Annotated in this window: 19 protein-coding genes; 9 read left to right on the forward strand and 10 right to left on the reverse strand. The window is 72.4% G+C overall.

Annotation, left to right across the window (positions count from 1 at the left end; all coding sequences use genetic code 11):
* Positions 1-453, reverse strand: a complete 453-nt coding sequence (locus ACFYPH_RS11225) for an SCP2 sterol-binding domain-containing protein (protein ID WP_354853428.1) — start codon at positions 451-453, stop codon at positions 1-3.
* 69 nt (positions 454-522) lie between these two features.
* Here ACFYPH_RS11225 and ACFYPH_RS11230 point away from each other — a divergent pair, with 69 nt between their 5' ends.
* Positions 523-1,167 carry a TetR/AcrR family transcriptional regulator gene (locus ACFYPH_RS11230; RefSeq protein ID WP_355064630.1) on the forward strand — a complete coding sequence of 215 codons (645 nt, stop codon included), beginning with the start codon at positions 523-525 and terminating at the stop codon, positions 1,165-1,167.
* Positions 1,168-1,173: 6 nt separating this feature from the next.
* On the opposite strand, the gene ACFYPH_RS11235 is transcribed toward ACFYPH_RS11230, so the two are convergent.
* The 7 genes from ACFYPH_RS11235 to ACFYPH_RS11265 form a co-directional block, all read right to left on the reverse strand.
* Positions 1,174-1,809: a DedA family protein gene (locus ACFYPH_RS11235; RefSeq protein WP_354853434.1), complete on the reverse strand. Its 636-nt coding sequence runs from the start codon at positions 1,807-1,809 to the stop codon at positions 1,174-1,176.
* 71 nt (positions 1,810-1,880) lie between these two features.
* Positions 1,881-3,143 carry an adenylosuccinate synthetase gene (locus tag ACFYPH_RS11240; RefSeq protein WP_355064632.1) on the reverse strand — a complete coding sequence of 421 codons (1,263 nt, stop codon included), beginning with the start codon at positions 3,141-3,143 and terminating at the stop codon, positions 1,881-1,883.
* A complete protein-coding gene (locus tag ACFYPH_RS11245; RefSeq protein WP_355064634.1) occupies positions 3,140-4,099 on the reverse strand; it encodes a hypothetical protein in 960 nt (319 codons plus the stop codon). The genes ACFYPH_RS11240 and ACFYPH_RS11245 overlap by 4 nt, the downstream gene beginning before the upstream one ends.
* A gap of 9 nt (positions 4,100-4,108) precedes the next feature.
* On the reverse strand, positions 4,109-5,080 hold the full coding sequence (locus ACFYPH_RS11250; RefSeq protein WP_387181004.1) for a serine/threonine protein kinase: 972 nt from the start codon (positions 5,078-5,080) through the stop codon (positions 4,109-4,111).
* Positions 5,077-5,829 carry an NUDIX domain-containing protein gene (locus ACFYPH_RS11255; protein ID WP_354853446.1) on the reverse strand — a complete coding sequence of 251 codons (753 nt, stop codon included), beginning with the start codon at positions 5,827-5,829 and terminating at the stop codon, positions 5,077-5,079. The genes ACFYPH_RS11250 and ACFYPH_RS11255 overlap by 4 nt, the downstream gene beginning before the upstream one ends.
* 95 nt (positions 5,830-5,924) lie before the next feature.
* The gene (locus ACFYPH_RS11260) at positions 5,925-6,971 is read right to left on the reverse strand and encodes a MaoC/PaaZ C-terminal domain-containing protein (RefSeq protein ID WP_354853449.1); all 1,047 of its coding nucleotides are present in this window, start codon (positions 6,969-6,971) and stop codon (positions 5,925-5,927) included.
* A complete protein-coding gene (locus ACFYPH_RS11265) occupies positions 6,971-8,329 on the reverse strand; it encodes a 3-oxoacyl-ACP reductase (RefSeq protein ID WP_354853451.1) in 1,359 nt (452 codons plus the stop codon). The genes ACFYPH_RS11260 and ACFYPH_RS11265 overlap by 1 nt, the downstream gene beginning before the upstream one ends.
* Positions 8,330-8,384: 55 nt before the next feature.
* Between ACFYPH_RS11265 and ACFYPH_RS11270 the strand changes: the two genes are divergently transcribed.
* The 4 genes from ACFYPH_RS11270 (at position 8,385) to purB (ending at position 12,626) form a co-directional block, all read left to right on the forward strand.
* On the forward strand, positions 8,385-9,677 hold the full coding sequence (locus ACFYPH_RS11270; RefSeq protein WP_387181008.1) for an acetyl-CoA C-acetyltransferase: 1,293 nt from the start codon (positions 8,385-8,387) through the stop codon (positions 9,675-9,677).
* 90 nt (positions 9,678-9,767) lie between these two features.
* Entirely contained in the window at positions 9,768-10,460 is a 693-nt protein-coding gene (locus ACFYPH_RS11275; protein ID WP_354853457.1) for a hypothetical protein, read from the forward strand.
* Positions 10,461-10,462: 2 nt separating this feature from the next.
* On the forward strand, positions 10,463-10,804 hold the full coding sequence (locus ACFYPH_RS11280) for a nuclear transport factor 2 family protein (RefSeq protein ID WP_355064640.1): 342 nt from the start codon (positions 10,463-10,465) through the stop codon (positions 10,802-10,804).
* Between the two features lie 397 nt (positions 10,805-11,201).
* Entirely contained in the window at positions 11,202-12,626 is a 1,425-nt protein-coding gene (purB, locus tag ACFYPH_RS11285; RefSeq protein ID WP_355064642.1) for an adenylosuccinate lyase, read from the forward strand.
* A 151-nt stretch (positions 12,627-12,777) separates the two neighbouring features.
* Here purB and ACFYPH_RS11290 read toward each other — a convergent pair whose 3' ends face one another.
* Together ACFYPH_RS11290 and ACFYPH_RS11295 are read right to left on the reverse strand one after the other, a co-directional pair.
* On the reverse strand, positions 12,778-13,341 hold the full coding sequence (locus ACFYPH_RS11290; RefSeq protein ID WP_354853464.1) for a YbjQ family protein: 564 nt from the start codon (positions 13,339-13,341) through the stop codon (positions 12,778-12,780).
* Between the two features lie 23 nt (positions 13,342-13,364).
* Entirely contained in the window at positions 13,365-14,048 is a 684-nt protein-coding gene (locus ACFYPH_RS11295) for a trypsin-like serine protease (protein ID WP_354853466.1), read from the reverse strand.
* 356 nt (positions 14,049-14,404) lie between these two features.
* Between ACFYPH_RS11295 and purS the strand changes: the two genes are divergently transcribed.
* Genes purS through ACFYPH_RS11315 form a run of 4 tightly spaced genes read left to right on the forward strand, consistent with a single transcriptional unit; the run spans position 14,405 to position 18,809 of the window.
* Entirely contained in the window at positions 14,405-14,668 is a 264-nt protein-coding gene (gene purS, locus ACFYPH_RS11300) for a phosphoribosylformylglycinamidine synthase subunit PurS (RefSeq protein WP_007454310.1), read from the forward strand.
* Entirely contained in the window at positions 14,665-15,348 is a 684-nt protein-coding gene (gene purQ, locus ACFYPH_RS11305) for a phosphoribosylformylglycinamidine synthase subunit PurQ (RefSeq protein ID WP_355064644.1), read from the forward strand. The genes purS and purQ overlap by 4 nt, the downstream gene beginning before the upstream one ends.
* Before the next feature lie 46 nt (positions 15,349-15,394).
* Positions 15,395-18,049 carry a phosphoribosylformylglycinamidine synthase subunit PurL gene (purL, locus tag ACFYPH_RS11310; protein WP_355064646.1) on the forward strand — a complete coding sequence of 885 codons (2,655 nt, stop codon included), beginning with the start codon at positions 15,395-15,397 and terminating at the stop codon, positions 18,047-18,049.
* A 4-nt stretch (positions 18,050-18,053) separates the two neighbouring features.
* The gene (locus ACFYPH_RS11315; RefSeq protein WP_354853897.1) at positions 18,054-18,809 is read left to right on the forward strand and encodes a 2-phosphosulfolactate phosphatase; all 756 of its coding nucleotides are present in this window, start codon (positions 18,054-18,056) and stop codon (positions 18,807-18,809) included.
* Positions 18,810-18,892: the final 83 nt, after the last annotated feature.

The following is an 18,892-nucleotide window of genomic DNA, read 5'->3' on the forward strand; positions in this document are numbered from 1 at the left end:
TCAGGCCTTGGGGATGTCGAACAGGTTGGCGATGTTGGCGGCGAGGCCGAGGTCGCCCTTCGCCTTCAGCTTGCCGGTCATGAACATCATCACCGGGTTGGCGCCGCCGGAGACGATCTTCAGGAACTCCACCGGGCCCATGGTCAGGCTCAGCTTCGGGTCGTGCTGCGGAGTCTCGTTCACCTCGCACTTGCCGTCGGCGATGACCACCTCGTAGGTGTCGCTGCCGCCGTCGGGACGACCGGTGATGATCCAGTGGATGACCGCGTTGGTGGAGCCGGCCCGGTCCGCGCGGAACAGCGACGGCATCCGGCCGAAGACCTCACCGAGGACCTTGCCGCGCAGGTCACCGGACATCACCTGGGCGATCTTGTCGTCCGGGGTGGACTTGACCAGCTGGGCGAACTCCTTGGGGCCGACGTTGGCGAAGGTGGCCGGGTCGAAGTCAGTCATGAGATGCGCCTTCCGGGAAGATTTGGCTACTCGTGCGTAACCCTACGCACGAGTAGGTATGCTCGCAAGGTGTCCAGTGTCCCCGCCTTCAAGCGCCTGCCCCGCGCCGTCCGCGAGCAGCAGATGCTCGACGCGGCCGTGAAGGTCTTCTCCCGGCGTGGCTTCCACGCCGCCAGCATGGACGAGATCGCGGAGGACGCCGGCATCTCCAAGCCCATGGTGTACGCCTACCTCGGGACGAAGGAGGAGCTGTTCGTCGCCTGCCTGCACCGGGAGGGCACCCGGATGATGCAGGCCATCGCCGGTGCCGCCGCCCCCGACCTGCCGGCCGACGAGCGGCTCTGGCATGGGCTGCGGGCGTTCTTCGGCTTCGTGGGCGCGCACCGGGACGGCTGGGCGGTGCTCTACCGGCAGGCCCGGGGCGAGCAGCCGTTCGCTGGCGAGCTGGCCACCATGCGGGCCCGCCTGGTCGAGGTGGTCGCCGGGATGCTCGACCACGCGCTGCGCGCCGAGGGCCGCGAGATCGCCGCCCTCGACCTGGAGGTCGTCGCGTACGCCCTGGTCGGCGCGACCGAGTCACTGGCCGACTGGCTCGCGGACCACCCGGACGCCGACCCGGAGAAGACGGCCACCCGGATGATGAACGTGGCCTGGCTCGGCGCCGCCCAACTGCTGCACGGCGTCACCTGGCGTCCGCCGGCCGACCTGCTGTGACGGGTGTCAGGTCGATCCGCCCGGCCAGTTGCGGGCGGCGGCGCGGCGGTGCGCCCGGTGGCGCAGCCAGCGGACGGCCTCGATACCCAGCGTGACGAGCACCGAGAGGCCGATTCCGGCGAGGACGCCCTTGACGGGGTGGCGCGCGAAGGCCAGCCCACCGAAGTAGCCGAGCAGTCCGCAGTACACGGCCCAGGTGACCGTCGCGATCACGTCGTAGAGCAGGAACGACCGGCGGGGATACCGCACCGCGCCCATGGTGAGGGTGACCGCGGTCCGGCCGCCCGGCAGGTAGCGGGAGGTGGTCAGGATCAGCCCGCCGCGCCGGTTCAGCGCACGGCGGGCCCACTCGGAGCTGGCCCGCCGTCGGCTCCCGTCGGGAAACCCGGCGAGCCGGTTCGCGCCGCCACCGCGTCCGATGGCGTACGAGATGTGGTCGCCGACGCAGGCGCCCACCGCGGCGACGGCGATCACCGCCGCCAGGTTGGGGCTCCCGCCGGTGGAGAGCACGGCGGCGGTGATGACGGCCGCCTCGCCGGGTACGGCCGGAAAGAACGCGTCGACCGCCGTGAGCCCGAAGATCAGCAGGTACACCCACGGCGAGGTGATCAGCTGTCGGAGCAGGTCGAGGGCGGCGTCCATGCCCTCATGCTCGCCGGGTGCGAGCCGCCCGGTGGGCCGAGTCGGCGGATCACCCCCTTCGGTCCCGGGCGTCAGGCCGAGCGCACCAGGGCGGGTGGGGCGAGCAGTGGGCCGTGCGGGGTCTTGTCGTCGGCGGTGGGGCCGTGCGAGGCAAGCACCACAGGTGCGCCCAGCTCCGCGCCCACCGCCTCCTTCCAGTCCGTCGGCGGGTCGTCGTACAAGGGTCGGGAGCGCAGCAGGCGGTCGGTGAGCGCGGCCTGTCGGTCCAGGTCGCCGGGTGGGCCGGGGTCGAGCCGGTCGGTGGTGTCGTAGCGGCGGCAGATCCGCAGCTCGGGGCCGGCGAGGTCGAGGTGGGTCAGCGCCAGGCCGTCCACTCCGCCGGCCGCGGCGAGGGCGTACCGGTGGGCGACCGCGTCGAAGTGGCCGAACCGGAACCGGCCCTGCCAGGGGTTGGTCGGGTTGTGCGGGTCGGCCAGCGGCAGGGCCGGGTCCTCGGTCACCAGCGGGCCGGCCCCGTGCCGGGTGGTGACGATCCGCAGCACCCCGAGCCGGATCAGGTCGCCGGACCGACCGGCCTCGGCGAGCAGGCTGTCGGCGTTGGCGAACGTGGTGGTGCTCCACGTCGTGTACGGGTGGAAGCCGTGCCACTCGTCGAGCAGCACCCCCTGCGCGCCCTCGAAGACGCAGGTGCCGGCACGCAGCGCCCGGGCGAGCCAGCTCCGGTCGACGACCGCGACCCGTGCGGCGAACCCGGTGAACGCGGGCAGGCAGTCGTCGACCGGTGGCGCGTCCAACGGGCCGAGTTCGGCGGTCAGCCGGTCCCGCAGGGCGGTCAGCCGGCGGCGCAGCAGCGCGGGGCGGTGGCAGTCGGCGACGCGGGGCGCGTCGTCGGGGTGGGCGAGGCCGTACGCGACGGCCTCACCCACCCCCAGCCCGCAGGAGCCGTGCCGGTCGGCTCCCCGGGCGATCTCCCGGGCGCGGTTGGCGGCCCGGTGGTACGGGGTGGCGAGCAGCGCGTCGGCGTCGACGGTCAGCCGGTCGAGCGCGTCGGGCACCCCGATCGTGGCGAGATGGTCGGCCTCGGCGGCCAGTGCCAGCGGGTCCACCACCACGTGCCGGGACAGGTGCGTACCGACGCCGGGATGGAACGTGCCCGCGCCGAACTGCGCGAACGTGTGGTGCCGCCCGTCGCGCAGCACGACGGTGTGCGCCGCCTGCGCGCCCCCGTTGAAGCGGATCACCGTGTGCACCGGGCGGGTGGCGCAGAGCCAGTCCACGACCGTGCCCTTGCCGGCGTCGCCGAAGCCGAGGTCGACCACCGCCACGTGCCTCACAGCCGGGTCACCCCGCCGGTGGTGTCGCGGAACGCCGGCAGCGTCGACACCTCGGCCCGCCGCCCCCGGCCGAGGCGGGCCAGGGCCTTCGAGACGGTGCCGGTGGCGCTGGAACCGGCGTGGTCCAGGTGGCGCAGGCCCTCGTCCAGGTCGATGGCCTGCTCGCCGAGGCCGATGGTGAGCGCGATGGTCTCGCAGACGGCGTCGAGGTCATCGAGCACGACAGCGTTCTGCCCGAGCAGCTCCCGCCAGAAGTCGAGCACCTTCGCGTTCCCGGCGTAGTGGCTGCCGGCGGGGAGCAGATAGTAGGTGTCCCAGCGGCGGGTCACCTCGTCGACGACCTGCCGCAGCGGCACGTCCTGCGCCAGGTCGTCGCCGATCAGGCCGGCCACCTCACGAGCCTTCACCTGCGGGTACGCCAGCTCGTCGCCGATGATGAACAGGTAGCCGCGCCGGCCGCGCTTCTCCCAGTTGTCGGTGACGGTGTGCCGGGCCATGAAGTACAGCGCCAGCTCGTACGACTCGCTCATCTGCCCGCCGCCACCGCCTTCGAGGACGATCCGGCCGAGGTCGTCGTCCATCCGGTTGTCCGACTCGAACTGGCCCACCTGCAACGGCACCCGGTCGCAGGTGGCGTCGCCGATCGCGCCGAACATGATCTGCGGATCGCTGGCGTACCCCTGCCGTTGCAGCAGGCCGAGCAGCTGCGGCAGCTTGGTCTGCAGGGCGCGTGGCACCCTGCGCATGGAGCCGGTCACGTCGAAGAGCACCGCGATGGGCGTCGACTGCGGGTGCTCGTCGGAGTCCCGGCTCTCCCGGCTCGCGTCGCGGGGGTCGAGCGCGGGGTGCACGGTGCGCGCCCCGCTGTCGCTGTAGGAGAAGGCGCTCCGGCCGGTGGACCGGCGGTAGCGGTCGGCGGCGTCGTACACGTCCGTGGACCAGATTCCACTGCCCATGACAGCTCCCTAGGGGGTGCGGGTGAACGGTCGGAAGGTGCGTGGCCCGTAGAGCCGGTCCAGCACCTGGTCGAGTTCGCGCAGCAGACGCCAGGCGTCGTCGGGGCGGGCGTCCAGGGGCCGCTGCCGGCAACCCTGCGCGAAGGCGTGCAGCTCGCGGGGTGCGCGCGGCCCCATCAGCCAGCTCATGCAGCGGCTGGCCATCGCGATGTCGGTGCCCGGGCCGCAGGGCCGTTTGCCGGGGACCTCCTCCGGATACCAGTCCTCCTGGCCCGGCACCAACGCCGGGATCGTGCTGCCGACGGCTGCGGAGAAGCGCCAGTCGACAAGCACCACGCCGTGGGCGTCCGGCTCGATCAGCACGTGTCGCGGCAGGACCGCGCCGTGCACCACGCCCGCCCGGTGGGCCAGGCCGAGCACCACCAGCAGCCGCCGCCACATCCAGGCCACGTCCCGGGCGTCCAACCCGTCGGGGTACGCGCGCCGCACCTCGTCGAGGTCGTGCAGGCCGGGTGCGGTGGCGAGCACGGTGATCCGCCGTTCGGCACCGGAGGTGGCGTCGCGGTGCGGGAATTCGTCGACGAGCCGAGGCACGTACGGCAGGTAGCGCGGGTCGCCGCGCTCGGCGATGGTGCGCAGGGCGTGCGCCTCGCGGGCCATCAGGTCGTTGTCGGTGGGCCGTCGGGGGAGTTTGAGCAGCCGGTCGTCGCCCACGTCGTAGAGGTCGGCCAGGTCGCCCGAGTGGGCCGGCGTGCCGAGGCGGTAGTCGCCGAGGACGGTGACCCGCCGGGCCCGCCACCGGGTGGTGACGTGGATGAACGCGTCGAGGGCTTCGGCGCGTACCGCCGGGTCGGTCGGCAGGCGGTCGGGGTGCAGGGCCGCGACCAGCTCGCGGTAGCGGCGGGCCGGCTGGTCGGCGCCGAACAGATCGGCGTCGGTGCGGGCGGCCGCGACCAGGCCGATGGCCTCCGCGGCCCTCACCGCACCGTCTCCTCGCGGGCGGGGCGCAGCAGCGCCGGGTGCAGCAGGCGGGCGTCGCCGGCCCGGTAGAGCCGTGCGCGCGGGCCACCTCGGGCCCCGCCGCGCTCGGTGCTGGTGCCGGTGCTCTCCACGAAGCCCGGCACGGAGAGCACCTTGCGGTGGAAGTTGCCGGCGTGCAGCGGGTGCCCCCAGACCGTCTCGTAGACGGCGCGCAGCTCGCTGATCGTGAACTCGGCGGCCAGGAAGCGGGTGGCCAGCGGGGTGTACTCCAGCTTGGACCGGGCCCGCTCCAGCGCGTCGTCGATGATGCGGCCGTGGTCGAAGGCGAGCTGCCGGCTGGTCAGCGCGGTCACCGGCAGCCAGATCGCCTCGTCGGCGTCGGTGCCGGCGGCCGGGTCGGGCAGGTCGGGGGCGAACGCGAGGTGGGCGATCGAGACGACGCGCATCCGCGGGTCACGGTCGGGGTCGCCATAGCTGCCCAACTGCTCCAGGTGTACGCGCCGGAGCCCCTCCCCGCCGAGCCCGGTCTCCTCGGCCAGCTCCCGTCGAGCGCCGGCGGTCAGGTCCTCGTCGGGGCGGACGAAGCCGCCGGGCAGTGCCCAGTGCCCCGCGAAGGGAGCCTCGCCGCGGCGGATCAGCAGCAGGTGCAGGGCACCGTCGCGGATGGTCAGCGCCACCACGTCGACGGTCACGGCGACCGACGGGTAGGCCCGCGGGTCGTACGCGGCCAGGAAGTCCTGCTCGTTCATCTGGTCTCTCTCATCCTGAGAACATCTCGTTGTGAGAACAACGTAGCGCAGACGTACGCCCCTGCCAAGCCCGAATCAGGATCGGCAGGGACGCGTCAGCGCACGAGACCCGCCAGGTGCGGTCGGCCGCGCGAGTCGTGCAGGGCGAATGCCCCGTCCGGCAGGAGGGTGAAGTCCACAGTGCTCGGCAGCGGTACGGGCAGCTTGAACGCCACCTCGACGGTGCAGGCGTCCGGCAGCCGGGTCTCCAGCGCCGCGAGGCAGCGCGCCTTGCTCCACATGCCGTGCGCGATCGGCCGGCGGAAGCCGAACAGCCGCGCCCCGAGCCGGGAGGTGTGGATCGGGTTGTGGTCCCCGGAGACCCGCGCGTACTCCGTGCCGACGCGGGGTTCCACCCGCCAGCGGGCCGTGGCCGTGGGCGCGGTCGGACGCTCGCCCCGATCCCGTCCGCCGGGTGTGCGCTCCCGGCCCAGGTACGTCGAGACGCCGCGCCAGACCTCCTCGCCGTCGACCGAGCCGACCAGCACCACGTCAACCTGCCGCCCCCGGTCGTGCGGACGCAGGTTCTCGGCGAACGTCGTGAAGTCGAGGGCCTCGTCGGCGGTGATCGGGCGGTGCACGGTGATCCGGTTGCCGACGTGCACCACGCCGGTCAGCGGGATGGGAAAGCCCGGCGCGGTCATCAGTCGCAGGGTCAGCGGAAAGCCCAGGATGTGCGGGAACGTCGCGGGCAGCCGATCGGTGAGCCGGAACCCGCAGACCCGGTCGTAGTCGGCCAGGTGCGCCCGGTCGGTCCGTACCCCGGCCACGGTGAACTCGACCGCCGGCAGGTCGGCGCCGCGCCGCCCACCGAGTCCGGGCAGCGCGCCGAGCGCGGCCCGCCGGTACAGCGCGCCGGGCGCGGGCATCCGGGGCAGCTCGACGCGCGTCCGGCCGCCCGCGCCGGCCGCACCGGCACCGCTGAGGTCACTGGTCACCTCGGCCGCCGACGCGCTCAAGTCGTGCGTCTGCTCGATGCTCAGGTCGGCGCCGACGGCCTCCGGCCGGCGGATCGCGTCCAGCGTCTCGCGCGACAGGATCTCGGTCGGGCCCTCGATCAGCTCGTGGACCGACAGGTCGTCCGGCTCTCTCCGTTTGCCCATCACGCCCCCAGCAGGCTCTGGCCGCAGACCCGGACGACGTTGCCGCTGACCGCGCCGCTGGCCGGCCAGGCCAGCCAGCCGATCGTCTCGGCCACGTCCACCGGCAGCCCGCCCTGAGCCAGGCTGTTCATCCGCCGGCCCGCCTCGCGGACGACCAACGGGATGCGGGCGGTCATCCGGGTCTCGATGAAGCCGGGGGCCACCGCGTTCACGCTGATTCCCCGGTCGCGCAGGGCCGGGGCGAGCGAGTCGACCACGCCGATCACGCCGGCCTTGCTGGTGGCGTAGTTGGTCTGCCCCCGGTTACCGGCGATCCCGGCGATCGAGGAGACGCCGATGATCCGCCCGCCGGCCGGGATCAGCTCCCGCTCCAGCAGCACGTCGTTGATCCGCTCCTGACTGGACAGGTTGACGTCGATGACCTGGTCCCACCGGTCGGCGTCCATCCGGCCGAGCGTCTTGTCCCGGGTGATGCCGGCGTTGTGCACCACCGCGTCGACCCGACCGTGCCGGCTGGCCAGGTGGTCGGCGAGGCGGGTCGGCGCGTCCGGCGCGGTCAGGTCGAGCTGGACTGCCGTACCGCCGATCTCGTTCGCCACCGCGGCGAGGGCGTCCCCGGCCGCCGGGACGTCCAGGGCGACCACCTGCGCGCCGTCGCGGGCGAGGACCCGGGCGAGGGCCGCGCCGATACCCCGGGCAGCCCCGGTGACCAGCACGACCTGCCCGTCCAGCGGCCGGTCCCAGTCGGCCGGGGCGCTCGCCGCGCCGGCGCCGACCCGGATGACCTGCCCGGAGACGTACGCCGACCGGCCGGACAGGAGGAAGCGGAGGGTCGATTCGAGGCTTGTGCGGGTGCCGGCGGCGCTCGTGTCGCCTGTCACATAGACGAGCTGGGCGGTGGTGCCCCGACCGAACTCCTTGCCGATGCTGCGGACCAGCCCTTCCAGGGCGCGCTGCGCGGTCGCCGCACGCGGTGTCGGGCACTCGTCGGGCGGGGTGCCGAGCACGATCACCCGGCCACTGGGCAGCAGGGCCCGGGCCTGCGGGTGGAAGAAGTCGTAGAGCTGACGCAGCTGGGTCGAGTCGGTGATGCCGGTGGCGTCGTACACCAGGGCGCCGAAGCGGTCCTGTGCCTCGGCCGTGCCGGTGTCGCGCAGCTCGACCCCGGCGGCGGCCAGGATCGTGGTGACCGGCTCGGCGAGCCGGCCGCCGCTGGCCGCGCCGAGCAGGACCGGCCCGGTCAGCAGCGGGTCGCCGGGGTGGTGTCGGCGCAGTCGCGGCGGGTCGGGCAGCCCGAGGCGCTTGACCAGCGCGCGGCCGGCGGCCGATTGGACGAAGCTCGCGTACCTGTCGGTCATGGGCGTAGCCTACTGGCGAGTAAGGTTCGAGCAACACTTGTCGAGGAGGCGGATCGTGCAGAGCATCCGGCGGGTCGCGGTCATCGGGGGCAACCGCATCCCCTTCGCCCGTTCCAACTCCCGCTACGCGGACGCGTCCAACGCGGACCTGCTCGGCGCGGCGCTCGACGGTCTGATCGCCCGGTACGGGCTGGCCGGGCAGCGGGTCGGCGAGGTGGTCACCGGGGCTGTGCTCAAGCACTCCCGCGACTTCAACCTCACCCGCGAGGTGGTCCTCGGGTCCCGGCTCGACCCGCACACCCCCGCGTACGACATCCAGCAGGCCTGCGGCACCGGCCTGGAGGCGGCGATCCTCGTCGCCAACAAGATCGCCCTCGGTCAGCTCGACGTCGGCGTCGCCGGCGGTGTCGACACCACCTCCGACGCGCCGCTCGCGGTCAACGAGGAGATGCGGCGCACGCTGCTCAAACTCAACTCCGCCCGGACGCTCGGCCAGCGGCTGAAGGTCGCCGCGAAGCTGCGCCCGCTCCAGCCGTTCAAGCCGGAGATCCCGCGCAACGCCGAGCCGCGTACCGGCCTGTCCATGGGGGACCACGCCGCCCGCACCGCGCTGCGCTGGCAGATCGACCGGCGCTCGCAGGACGAGCTGGCACTGCGCTCGCACCAGCGGCTCGCCGCCGCGTACGACAGGGGTTTCTTCGACGATCTGATGACGCCCTACCTGGGGCTCACCCGCGATGCGAACCTCCGCCCGGACAGCAGTCTGGACAAGCTCGGCGCGCTGCGACCCGTCTTCGGCACCCGTGGCCCGGACGCCGAGCACGCCACCATGACCGCCGGGAACTCGTCGCCGCTCACCGACGGCGCGTCCACGGTGCTGCTGGCCAGCGAGGAGTGGGCCGCCGCGCACCACCTGCCGGTGCAGGCCTGGTTCAGCCTGTCGGAGACGGCGGCCGTGGACTTCGTGCACGGCGACGAAGGGCTGCTGATGGCCCCCGCGTACGCGGTGCCGCGGATGCTGGCCCGCGCCGGGCTGACGTTGCAGGACTTCGACTACTACGAGATCCACGAGGCGTTCGCCTCGCAGGTGCTGGCCACCCTCGCCGCCTGGGAATCGCCGGAGTTCTGCAAGGACCGGCTGGGACTGGACGCCCCGTTGGGCGCGATCGACACCGACCGGCTCAACGTCAACGGCTCGTCCCTGGCCGCCGGGCACCCGTTCGCCGCCACCGGCGGCCGGATCGTGGCCACGCTGGCCAAGCTGCTGGCCGAGAAGGGCAGCGGGCGCGGGCTGATCTCCATCTGCGCGGCCGGCGGCCAGGGCGTGACGGCGATCCTGGAGCGCTGAGGCGTCCCTGTCGATCAACCTGTACGTCGTCCGGTCGCAGCGGGCGGCAAACCGCGGGCGTCGCAACGAACGGCGGACGATACTGGCACGGTGGAGGAGGACCTCGTCGAACTACTGGCCTCGACCGGAGTCACCTGCCGGTTGTTGGTCGAGCAGACGCAGGGCCCATACCACCGAGCTGTGCATCCCGAGCGGCGGGAGATCACCGAGGACCGCGATGGTCTCCCGCTGCGCCTTGGGCTACGCCTATTGGCGGCGGACGCCACCACCCCCCTCGCGGACGTCCTCGTCGAAGTCTGGCAGGCCGACCACGTGGGCCGATACTCCGGCTTCCAGCCATTCGAAGCGAGGCCGGGACAGGTGGTCACCTCGGAGTCGGTGCCGCACGACGTGATCGCCGCCGGTGAGACGTACCTGCGGGGCAGCCAGCGCACCGACGAGCGCGGGATGTGCGCGTTCAACACGATCTACCCGGGCTGGTACGCCAGCCGCACCGTGCACATCCACCTCATCGCGCACCTCGGCGACCGCTCGGTGACCACGCAGCTCTACTTTCCCGACAGGGTCACCGACGAGGTTTTCAGTCGCCCGCCCTATCGGGGCCGGCCGCAGCGCGACACCACCAACGCCACCGACAGCATCTTTGCCGACGGCGGTGAGCAGATGATCCTGGACCTGCAAGGAGATCCGACGACCGGCTACACCGGGGTCCTCTGCGTCGTCCTCGACCGGCAAGCGCGACCTGCCTCGGCTCCGGGTCCTTCGGCGGAAAGCGACAGTTGATCGTGGCCAGCAAGGAGCAGATCAGGGCCACCATCGAGGCACACCTCGCCGCCGTCGGCGCCGCCGACGCTACCGCGCTGGCGGATCTCTACACACCGGATGGCCGTCTGTATGACCCCGCTGGCGGATCCCCAGTCACCGGCCGAACGGCCATCCAGCAGCACTTTGCCGGCGTGCTCACCGAGCAACGGACAATGGAACTGGTCATGGTGGCGATCGCCGACCACCACGCCGCGTTCCATTTCCGCGCCACACCAGCCGACGGCCCCACCAGAGAGGTCATCGACACCATGACCTTCGACGACCAAGCCATGATCACTTCAATGCAGGCGTACGCGAGCTGACACCAAACCCGGTCGGAGTAACCTGCGTGGCCTGCCGTCCGACCAAGGGGAGGAATCGCTCCACCGAGGCCGCGAATGCTGAGGGTCGTCCGCCCAGGGGAAATGCCCAGCCCGTGGCTGCTGGCCGTTGCCGACGGTCGCTTCGAAGCAGCCCTGAGCGACCTGACCGAGGCAATGCACATCGGCTCGCCGCCCCGGTCAGTAGAAATCCGCCAAGCTGCGCCCGGTCTTCGGACCGGGCGAGGATCGCAACGTCGTGGGCCGGCAGGGCCAGGCCGCGTGAGTGCGGCCGTGCACGACACCCCGCGGGTGTGACCTGACCCGACCCGTCCCGCCGACCGGCCGGTGGGCCGGGTTGGCTGGGGCTGCGACCGGCGCGTACGCGAGAATGAGGTACGTGACGACGATCCCGAACGTGCTCGCCAACCGGTACGCCTCACCCGAGTTGGTCGCCCTCTGGTCGCCCGAGGAGAAGGTCCGGATGGAGCGGCGGCTCTGGCTTGCCGTGCTCCGTGCCCAGCGCGACCTCGGCGTGCCCGTCCCGGACGGCGTGGTCGAGGCGTACGAGCGGGTGCTCGACCAGGTCGACCTCGCCTCGATCGCGGAGCGGGAGCGGGTCACCCGGCACGACGTCAAGGCCCGCATCGAGGAGTTCAGCGCCCTCGCCGGGCACGAGCATGTGCACAAGGGAATGACCTCCCGGGATCTCACCGAGAACGTCGAGCAGCTCCAGGTGCGGGCCTCGTTGGAGCTGATCCGCGACCGGGTGGTGGCCACCCTGGCCCGGTTGGCCCGGCTGGCGTACGAGCACTCCGAGCTGGTCATGACCGGCCGCTCGCACAACGTGGCCGCGCAGGCCACCACGCTTGGCAAGCGCTTCGCGTCGGCGGCGGAGGAGCTGCTGATCGCGTACGAGCGGCTGGAGGACCTGATCGACCGCTACCCGCTGCGCGGCATCAAGGGGCCGGTTGGCACGGCCGCCGACCAGCTCGACCTCTTCGACGGTGACGCCGACAAGGTCGCCGAGCTGGAGCGACGGGTCGCCGAGCACCTGGGCTTCGCGCGGGTGCTCGACAGCGTCGGGCAGGTCTACCCGCGCTCGTTGGACTTCGACGTGCTGTCGGCGCTGGCGCAGACCGCCGCCGCGCCGTCCTCGCTGGCCACCACGATCCGGCTGATGGTCGGTCAGGAGCTGGTGACCGAGGGCTTCAAGCCGGGTCAGGTCGGCTCCAGCGCGATGCCGCACAAGATGAACACCCGTTCGTCGGAGCGGGTGAACGGCTTCGCGGTGATCATCCGGGGTTACCTGTCGATGGTCGGCGAGCTGGCCGGTGACCAGTGGAACGAGGGCGACGTGTCCTGCTCGGTGGTCCGCCGGGTGGCTCTGCCGGACGCGTTCTTCGCCGCCGACGGGCTGTTCCAGACCTTCCTGACCGTGCTCGACGAGTTCGGCGCGTACCCGGCGGTGATCAACCGGGAGTTGGAGCGGTTCCTGCCCTTCCTGGCGACCACCAAGATCCTGGTGGCGGCGGTCCGGCGTGGCGTCGGCCGGGAGGTCGCGCACGAGGTGATCAAGGAGCATGCGGTCGCCGTGGCGCTGGCCATGCGCGAGAAGGGCGCCCCGGAGAACGACCTGTTCGACCGCCTGGCCGCCGACGGCCGCCTGGGCCTGTCCCGCGCCGACATCGACACCCTGGTCGCCGACCGCACCGCCTTCGTCGGAGCGGCGAAGACCCAGGTGGAAGCGGTAACCCGCCGCATCACCAAGGTGGTAGAAACCCACCCGGAAGCCGCAACCTACACCCCACCCCCCATCCTCTAACCCCGCCGACTCCCCCCCCTCGCCCCCGCGCCCCAGCGTTCGTCCCGCCCCAGCGTTCGTTGATCATGAAGTTATTGCCGCGACACGCCGACGCGCAGGGCAATAACTTCATGATCAACCGGGTGGCGAGGGGCCGGCAGCGAGGGTCGGGTTAGTCGCCGGTGGGGGTTTCTGCGGCTGTTCGTAGGTTGGGGCCGCTTGCGGGTTCGGCGATGCCGCCGAGAGACTCGGCGAAGGCCGGGTCGGTGGCGGTCTCCGCCGCCACCGCCGGCTGGTCGGCCGGCATGACCTGGGGCATCGTGGGTACGGCGATAACCGCCGTGCCGTACGCGCAGATCTCCATCCACATCTCACCGCAGTCCCGGCTGTCGAAGCGCATGCCGATCACGGCGTTCGCGCCGAGCCGCAGGGCCTCCTCGCCGAGGCGGGTCACGGAGTCGGTACGCCAGCGGGTCAGGTTGTCCGGCGCCATCGGGTCGTACGCGCCACCGCGCAGATTCTTGACACCCTCGCGGTACGGGTTGCGCGTCCTGGCCATCGATGACACCACCTCACCGAGAATCTGGCGGATCTCGTAGCCGGGCAGTTGCTCTGTCGTCACGACCAGCACGGTTCCGATGCTGTCAGGAGTTGCGCGACCCGATCGGGTGCCGTGTTCACCTGATCGGATGCTGCAAAACGACGCGGCGCGGACGGTCGGCACGCCGGCGACCATCCGCGCCGCGCGGGCGCTAACGGTCAGACACCGGCCACCGAGGTGATCCAGGCCCGGTTGTACGCGACACTGCCGTAGTTCTGGATGGAGGAGCCGTCGGCCGTGGAGGCCACACCGACCTGCTGGCCGTTGTAGAACTGCGGCCCGCCCGAGTCGCCCCGCCAGGCGTTGCCGTTGATCCGGCTGCTGCGGATCGCCTGCCCGCCGTACGCGTCGGTGGCGCTGTTGCTGGTCACCTGGACGGTGGCGGTCTTGAGCTGGCTGGAGGCGTCGCACCCGCTGTAGCAGGTCATGCCCCACCCGTAGATCGAGTTGGTCGAGCCGACGGGCGGGTTGCTGCTGGCCAGGGACACCGCCGAGGTGCTGACGGTGCTGGAGAGCCGCATGAGGGCCAGGTCGTTACGGGTGTAGGTGGCGCTGACGGTACGGGTGACCCCGCCCGAGGCGCGGTAGACGCTGCCGACCCGGACCGACATCGTGCCGCTGATGCAGTGTCGGGCGGTGAGCACCCACTGCGCGGCGATCACGCTGCCCGAGCAGGTGAACGAGCCGTTGCTCAGCACGGCGGCGGCCCAGGGGGCGGACGACACGGTGCCGCCGCCGATGATGGGTTGGGGGCCGGCCGGGGCGGCGGACGCGCCGGACGCGGCGGCGAGGGCGCCGACCAGCGCGGTGCTGATCAGGGCGAGCAGGGGACGAACGCGCATCGGTGGACTCCTTGGAGGGGCTGGGGCCCGGGGTCGCCGGGTGCCCGGTGGCGACAGCGGGAGATCCCCGCCGCCGCTGGCATCGAGTGATGTCGATGTACTGTAGGGCCGACGAGCATCGTTTTCAAGAAGCTTATCGAGATCAACGAATGTAACGATTCGGCTACCCAGCGCGCCGTATATGCCCTGCTGGGGCCGCCTGTCCCGCCCCGCCGGCCGCACCCGCCGCCGGTTATGTGGATCACTGCCTGAACTGCGCCCGGCCGGTGCGTCCGCGACGGTATCTGCCAGGTACGCTGGCTGCGCTCGCCCGTTGTGGGTCGGCACCCAACTGCGTACACAGTCAGGAGTGCCCAGTGCCTCGCGTCGTCGTCGACGTCATGCTCAAGCCCGAGATCCTCGATCCGCAGGGCCAGGCCGTCGCAAACGCGCTGCCCCGGCTCGGCGTCAGCGACGTCGCCTCAGTGCGGATCGGCCGGCGCATCGAGATCGACTTCACCGGTGAACCGGACCTGGACCGGGCCCGGGAGATCGCCGACAAGCTGCTCGCCAACCCGGTCATCGAGGACTTCACCGTCCGCCTGGTCGAGACCGACGAGACCGCGGACGCCCGCTCGTGACCGCCCGGGTCGGTGTGGTCACCTTCCCCGGCTCGCTCGACGACGGGGATGCCGCCCGCGCCGTCCGGATCGCCGGCGCCGAGCCGGTCCGGCTCTGGCACGGCGATGAGGATCTGCACGGTGTGGACGCGGTCGTGCTGCCCGGCGGCTTCTCCTACGGTGACTACCTGCGCTGCGGCGCCATCGCCCGGTTCGCCCCGGTGATGGAGACGCTCGTGGACGCCGCCCGCGGTGGCCTGCCGGTGCTCGGCATCTGCAACGGCTTCCAGATCCTCTGCGAGGCGCACCTGCTGCCCGGCGCGCTCACCCGCAACCAGCACCTGCACTTCCGCAACCGGGACCAGGTCCTGCGCGTCGAGTCGGCCGGCACGGCGTGGACCAACGCGTTCCAGCCCGGCCAGGAGATCCTCATCCCCGTGAAGAACGGCGAGGGCTGCTACGTCGCCGACACCGCGACGCTGGACCAGCTCGAAGCCGAGGGGCGGGTCGTCGCGCGCTACGTCGGCGGCAACCCCAACGGGTCGCTGCGCGACATCGCGGCCATCACGAACTCCGCCGGCAACGTTGTCGGCATCATGCCGCACCCCGAGCACGCGGTGGAGGCGCTCACCGGCCCCTCGCTGGACGGCCTGGGCTTCTTCACCTCGGTCCTCAAGCACCTGGTGGGGGCGCCCGCGTGAACGCGAGGAGTCGGTCAGGCGGGCACGAGCGCAGCGAGGAGAGGTCATGACCACCCATCCGGACCCGGTACGGGACACTCCGGAGGCGTACTCCGCCCCGGCGCAGCCGACCGAGCCGCTGGCGCAGCCCGCCGCTCCGTCCCAGCCGGCGACCGCCGACTGGACCGACGGCGTGGACACCGTGCCGCGCGCCGGTGGCACGCCGGGCGAGTTGCAGCCGTACACCGAGCTGGGTCTGCGCGACGACGAGTACGACCGGATCCGGCAGATCCTCGGCCGTCGACCCACGCAGTCCGAGCTGGCGATGTACTCGATCATGTGGAGCGAGCACTGCTCCTACAAGTCGAGCAAGGTGCACCTGCGCCAGTTCGGTGAGAAGGCCCCGCACAGCGACCGGCTGCTCGCCGGCATCGGCGAGAACGCTGGCGTGGTGCAGGTCTCCGACGAGCTGGCGGTGACCTTCAAGGTCGAGTCGCACAACCACCCGAGCTTCGTCGAGCCGTACCAGGGCGCGGCGACCGGCGTCGGCGGCATCGTCCGGGACATCCTCGCCATGGGTGCCCGCCCGATCGCGGTCATGGATCCGCTGCGCTTCGGTGCCGCGGACCACCCGGACACCGCTCGGGTGCTCACCGGCGTGGTCGCCGGCGTGGGTGGCTACGGCAACTGCCTCGGCCTGCCCAACATCGGCGGCGAGCTGGTCTTCGACCCGTCCTACCAGGGCAACCCGCTGCTCAACGCGCTTTGCCTGGGCGTACTGCCGGTCGACCGGCTGCAGAACAAGGCCGCCGCGGGCCCCGGCAACGTCGTGGTGCTGATGGGTGCCAAGACCGGCCGGGACGGCATCGGCGGCGTGTCGGTGCTGGCCAGCGCCACCTTCGACGAGGGCAGCGAGGCCCGTCGCCCGGCCGTGCAGGTCGGCGACCCGTTCACCGAGAAGCTGCTGATCGAGGCGTGCCTGGAGCTGTACGACGGTCAGCTGGTCGTCGGTATCCAGGACCTCGGTGGCGCCGGCCTGACCTGCGCGCTCACCGAGACTGCCGCTGCTGCCGGCACCGGCATGCGGGTCTGGCTGGAGCGGGTGCCGCTGCGGGAGCCCTCGATGGACCCGCACGAGATCCTGGCCAGCGAGTCGCAGGAGCGGATGCTGCTGGTCGTCGAGCCGGACAAGCTCGACGCGGTGCTCAAGACCTGTGAGAAGTGGGGCGTCCTCGGCACCGCGATCGGCGAGGTCACCGCCCCGGAGCCGGACGGCCGCCCGGGTCGACTGCTGATCACCTGGCAGGACCACCTGGTCGTCGACGTGCCGCCGGGTTCGCTTGTCGACGACGGCCCGGTGTATGCCCGACCGATGCGGGAGCCGGCCGACCTGATCCTGCTCCAGGCCGACCGGGCCGAGACGCTGCCCCGCCCGGCCGACCCGGAGGCGCTGCGGGAGACCGTGCTGCGCATGATCGCGTCGCCGAACCTGGCCGACAAGACCTGGGTCACCGAGCAGTACGACCGCTACGTGCTGGGCAACACAGTGCTCGCGCAGCCGGAGGACGGCGGCGTGATCCGGATCGACGAGCGGACCGGGCTCGGCGTGGCGCTGTCGGTCGACGGCAACGGCCGGTACGCCCGGCTCGACCCGTACAACGGCACCAAGCTGGCCCTGGCCGAGGCGTACCGGAATGTGGCGGTGACCGGCGCGAAGCCGATCGCCGTCACCAACTGCCTCAACTTCGGCTCCCCGGAGGACCCGGGCGTGATGTGGCAGTTCGCCGAGGCCGTGCGCGGCCTGGCGGACGGCTGCCTGGAGCTGGGCATCCCGGTCACCGGTGGCAACGTCAGCTTCTACAACCAGACCGGCGCGGCGGCCATCCACCCGACCCCGGTGGTCGGTGTGCTGGGTGTGCTGGACAACGTGGCCGACCGGGTGCCGATGGGCTTCGTCCCGCGTCCCGGCGGCGACCACGACCAGCTCTACCTGCTCGGCGAGACGAATGTGGAGCTGTCCGGCTCGGAGTGGGCCTGGGTGACGCACGAGCACCTCGGCGGCATCCCGCCGCAGGTCGACCTGCTTCGCGAGAAGGCGCTGGCCGACCTGCTGGCCGAGGCGGCCCGGGTGGGTCACCTCAGTTCGGCGCACGACCTGTCCGACGGTGGCCTCGCCCAGAGCCTGGTCGAGTCCTGCCTGCGGCGTGGCGTCGGCGCACGGATCGCCGTGCCCGAGCAGTTCGCCGACGGTTCGATGCCGTTCGTCTACCTGTTCAGCGAGTCCGCCACGCGGGCGCTGGTGTCGGTGCCGCGTGGCCACGACAAGGCGTTCGCGGCGCTCTGCGCCGAGCGGGGGGTGCCGTTCGAGCTGATCGGCGTCACCGACCCGACCGGCGGTGCGCTGGAGGTGCACGGCCAGTTCCGGATCGGTCTGGACGAGCTGCGCGCCGCGCACACCGAGACCCTGCCGCGCCTCTTCGGCGGCGCTGCGGCCGTCGACGTGCCCGCGCCGGCCGCCGGCGTGGCGGGCGCGGTCGAGGCCGTGCCGCTGCCGGGTGCCCCGGCCGAGCCGGTGGACGCGTCGGAGGTGCTCTCCGAGCCGATCGCCTCGGCCGGTCCGTCCCCGCAGACCGGAGCTGTCGACCCGGTCGGGTCGGAGCAGCCGGGCGAATCGTCCGAGTCTGACCCCGGTGCCGCCGAGCCGTCGCCTGACGAGCGCTGAGGCGTTGACGGCGGCCGTCTACGGCCAGCCCGGGTCGGGTGCCCGCTTCGACTGGGGCCTGACCGGGGCGGCCGAACTCGGCCGCGTCTGCGCGGCGCTGGTGGTGGTGGACGTCCTCTCGTTCACCACCGCCGTCGAGGTGGCGGTCGCCCGGGGCATGCGGGTGCACCCGTTCCCGTGGGGCGAGCAGGCCGCCGAGTACGCGGTGCGGGTCGGCGCGGTCGCGGCGGTGGGCCGTCGCCGGGTGACAGCCGACCATCCGTGGTCGCTCTCACCCGCCGCGTTGAGCGCCGCGCCCGTCGTGGCGGACCTGGTGCTGCCCTCACCGAACGGCTCCGCGATCAGCGCGGCCGCCAGCGCCACCGGGCTGCCGGTGGTCGCGGCGTGCCTGCGCAACGCCCGCGCCGTCGGGCGTTGGCTGCGCCGCCAGGGGTACGGCACGACGGACGCCCCCATCGGCGTCGTCGCCTCGGGTGAGCGGTGGCCGGACGGGTCGCTACGACCGTCGGTCGAGGACCAGCTCGGCGCGGCGAGCGTGCTGGACGCCCTGTCCGGTGTGCCGGGTGGCCTCTCCGTGGAGGCGGCCATGGCGCTCGCCGCGCTGGCCAGCACTCCGGACGTGCCCGCCGCGGTGCGCGGCAGCGTGTCCGGTCGGGAGTTGACCGAGGGCGGCTTCGGCGCCGACGTCGACGTCGCGGTCCGGGTGGGCGTGTCGGACGTCGTACCGGTTCTCCGCCAGGGCGTGTTCTCCGCCGCCTGACCGTCGCGGGTCGCCGGCCCGCTCGCGCCGCGCCCACATCCGCGTCCCGCCGCGCCCGCGCCCGTCCGGTGCCGGGCGTGATC

Origin of the sequence: Micromonospora sp. NPDC005252 (assembly GCF_042872475.1) — a bacterium.
Lineage (GTDB): Bacteria > Actinomycetota > Actinomycetes > Mycobacteriales > Micromonosporaceae > Micromonospora.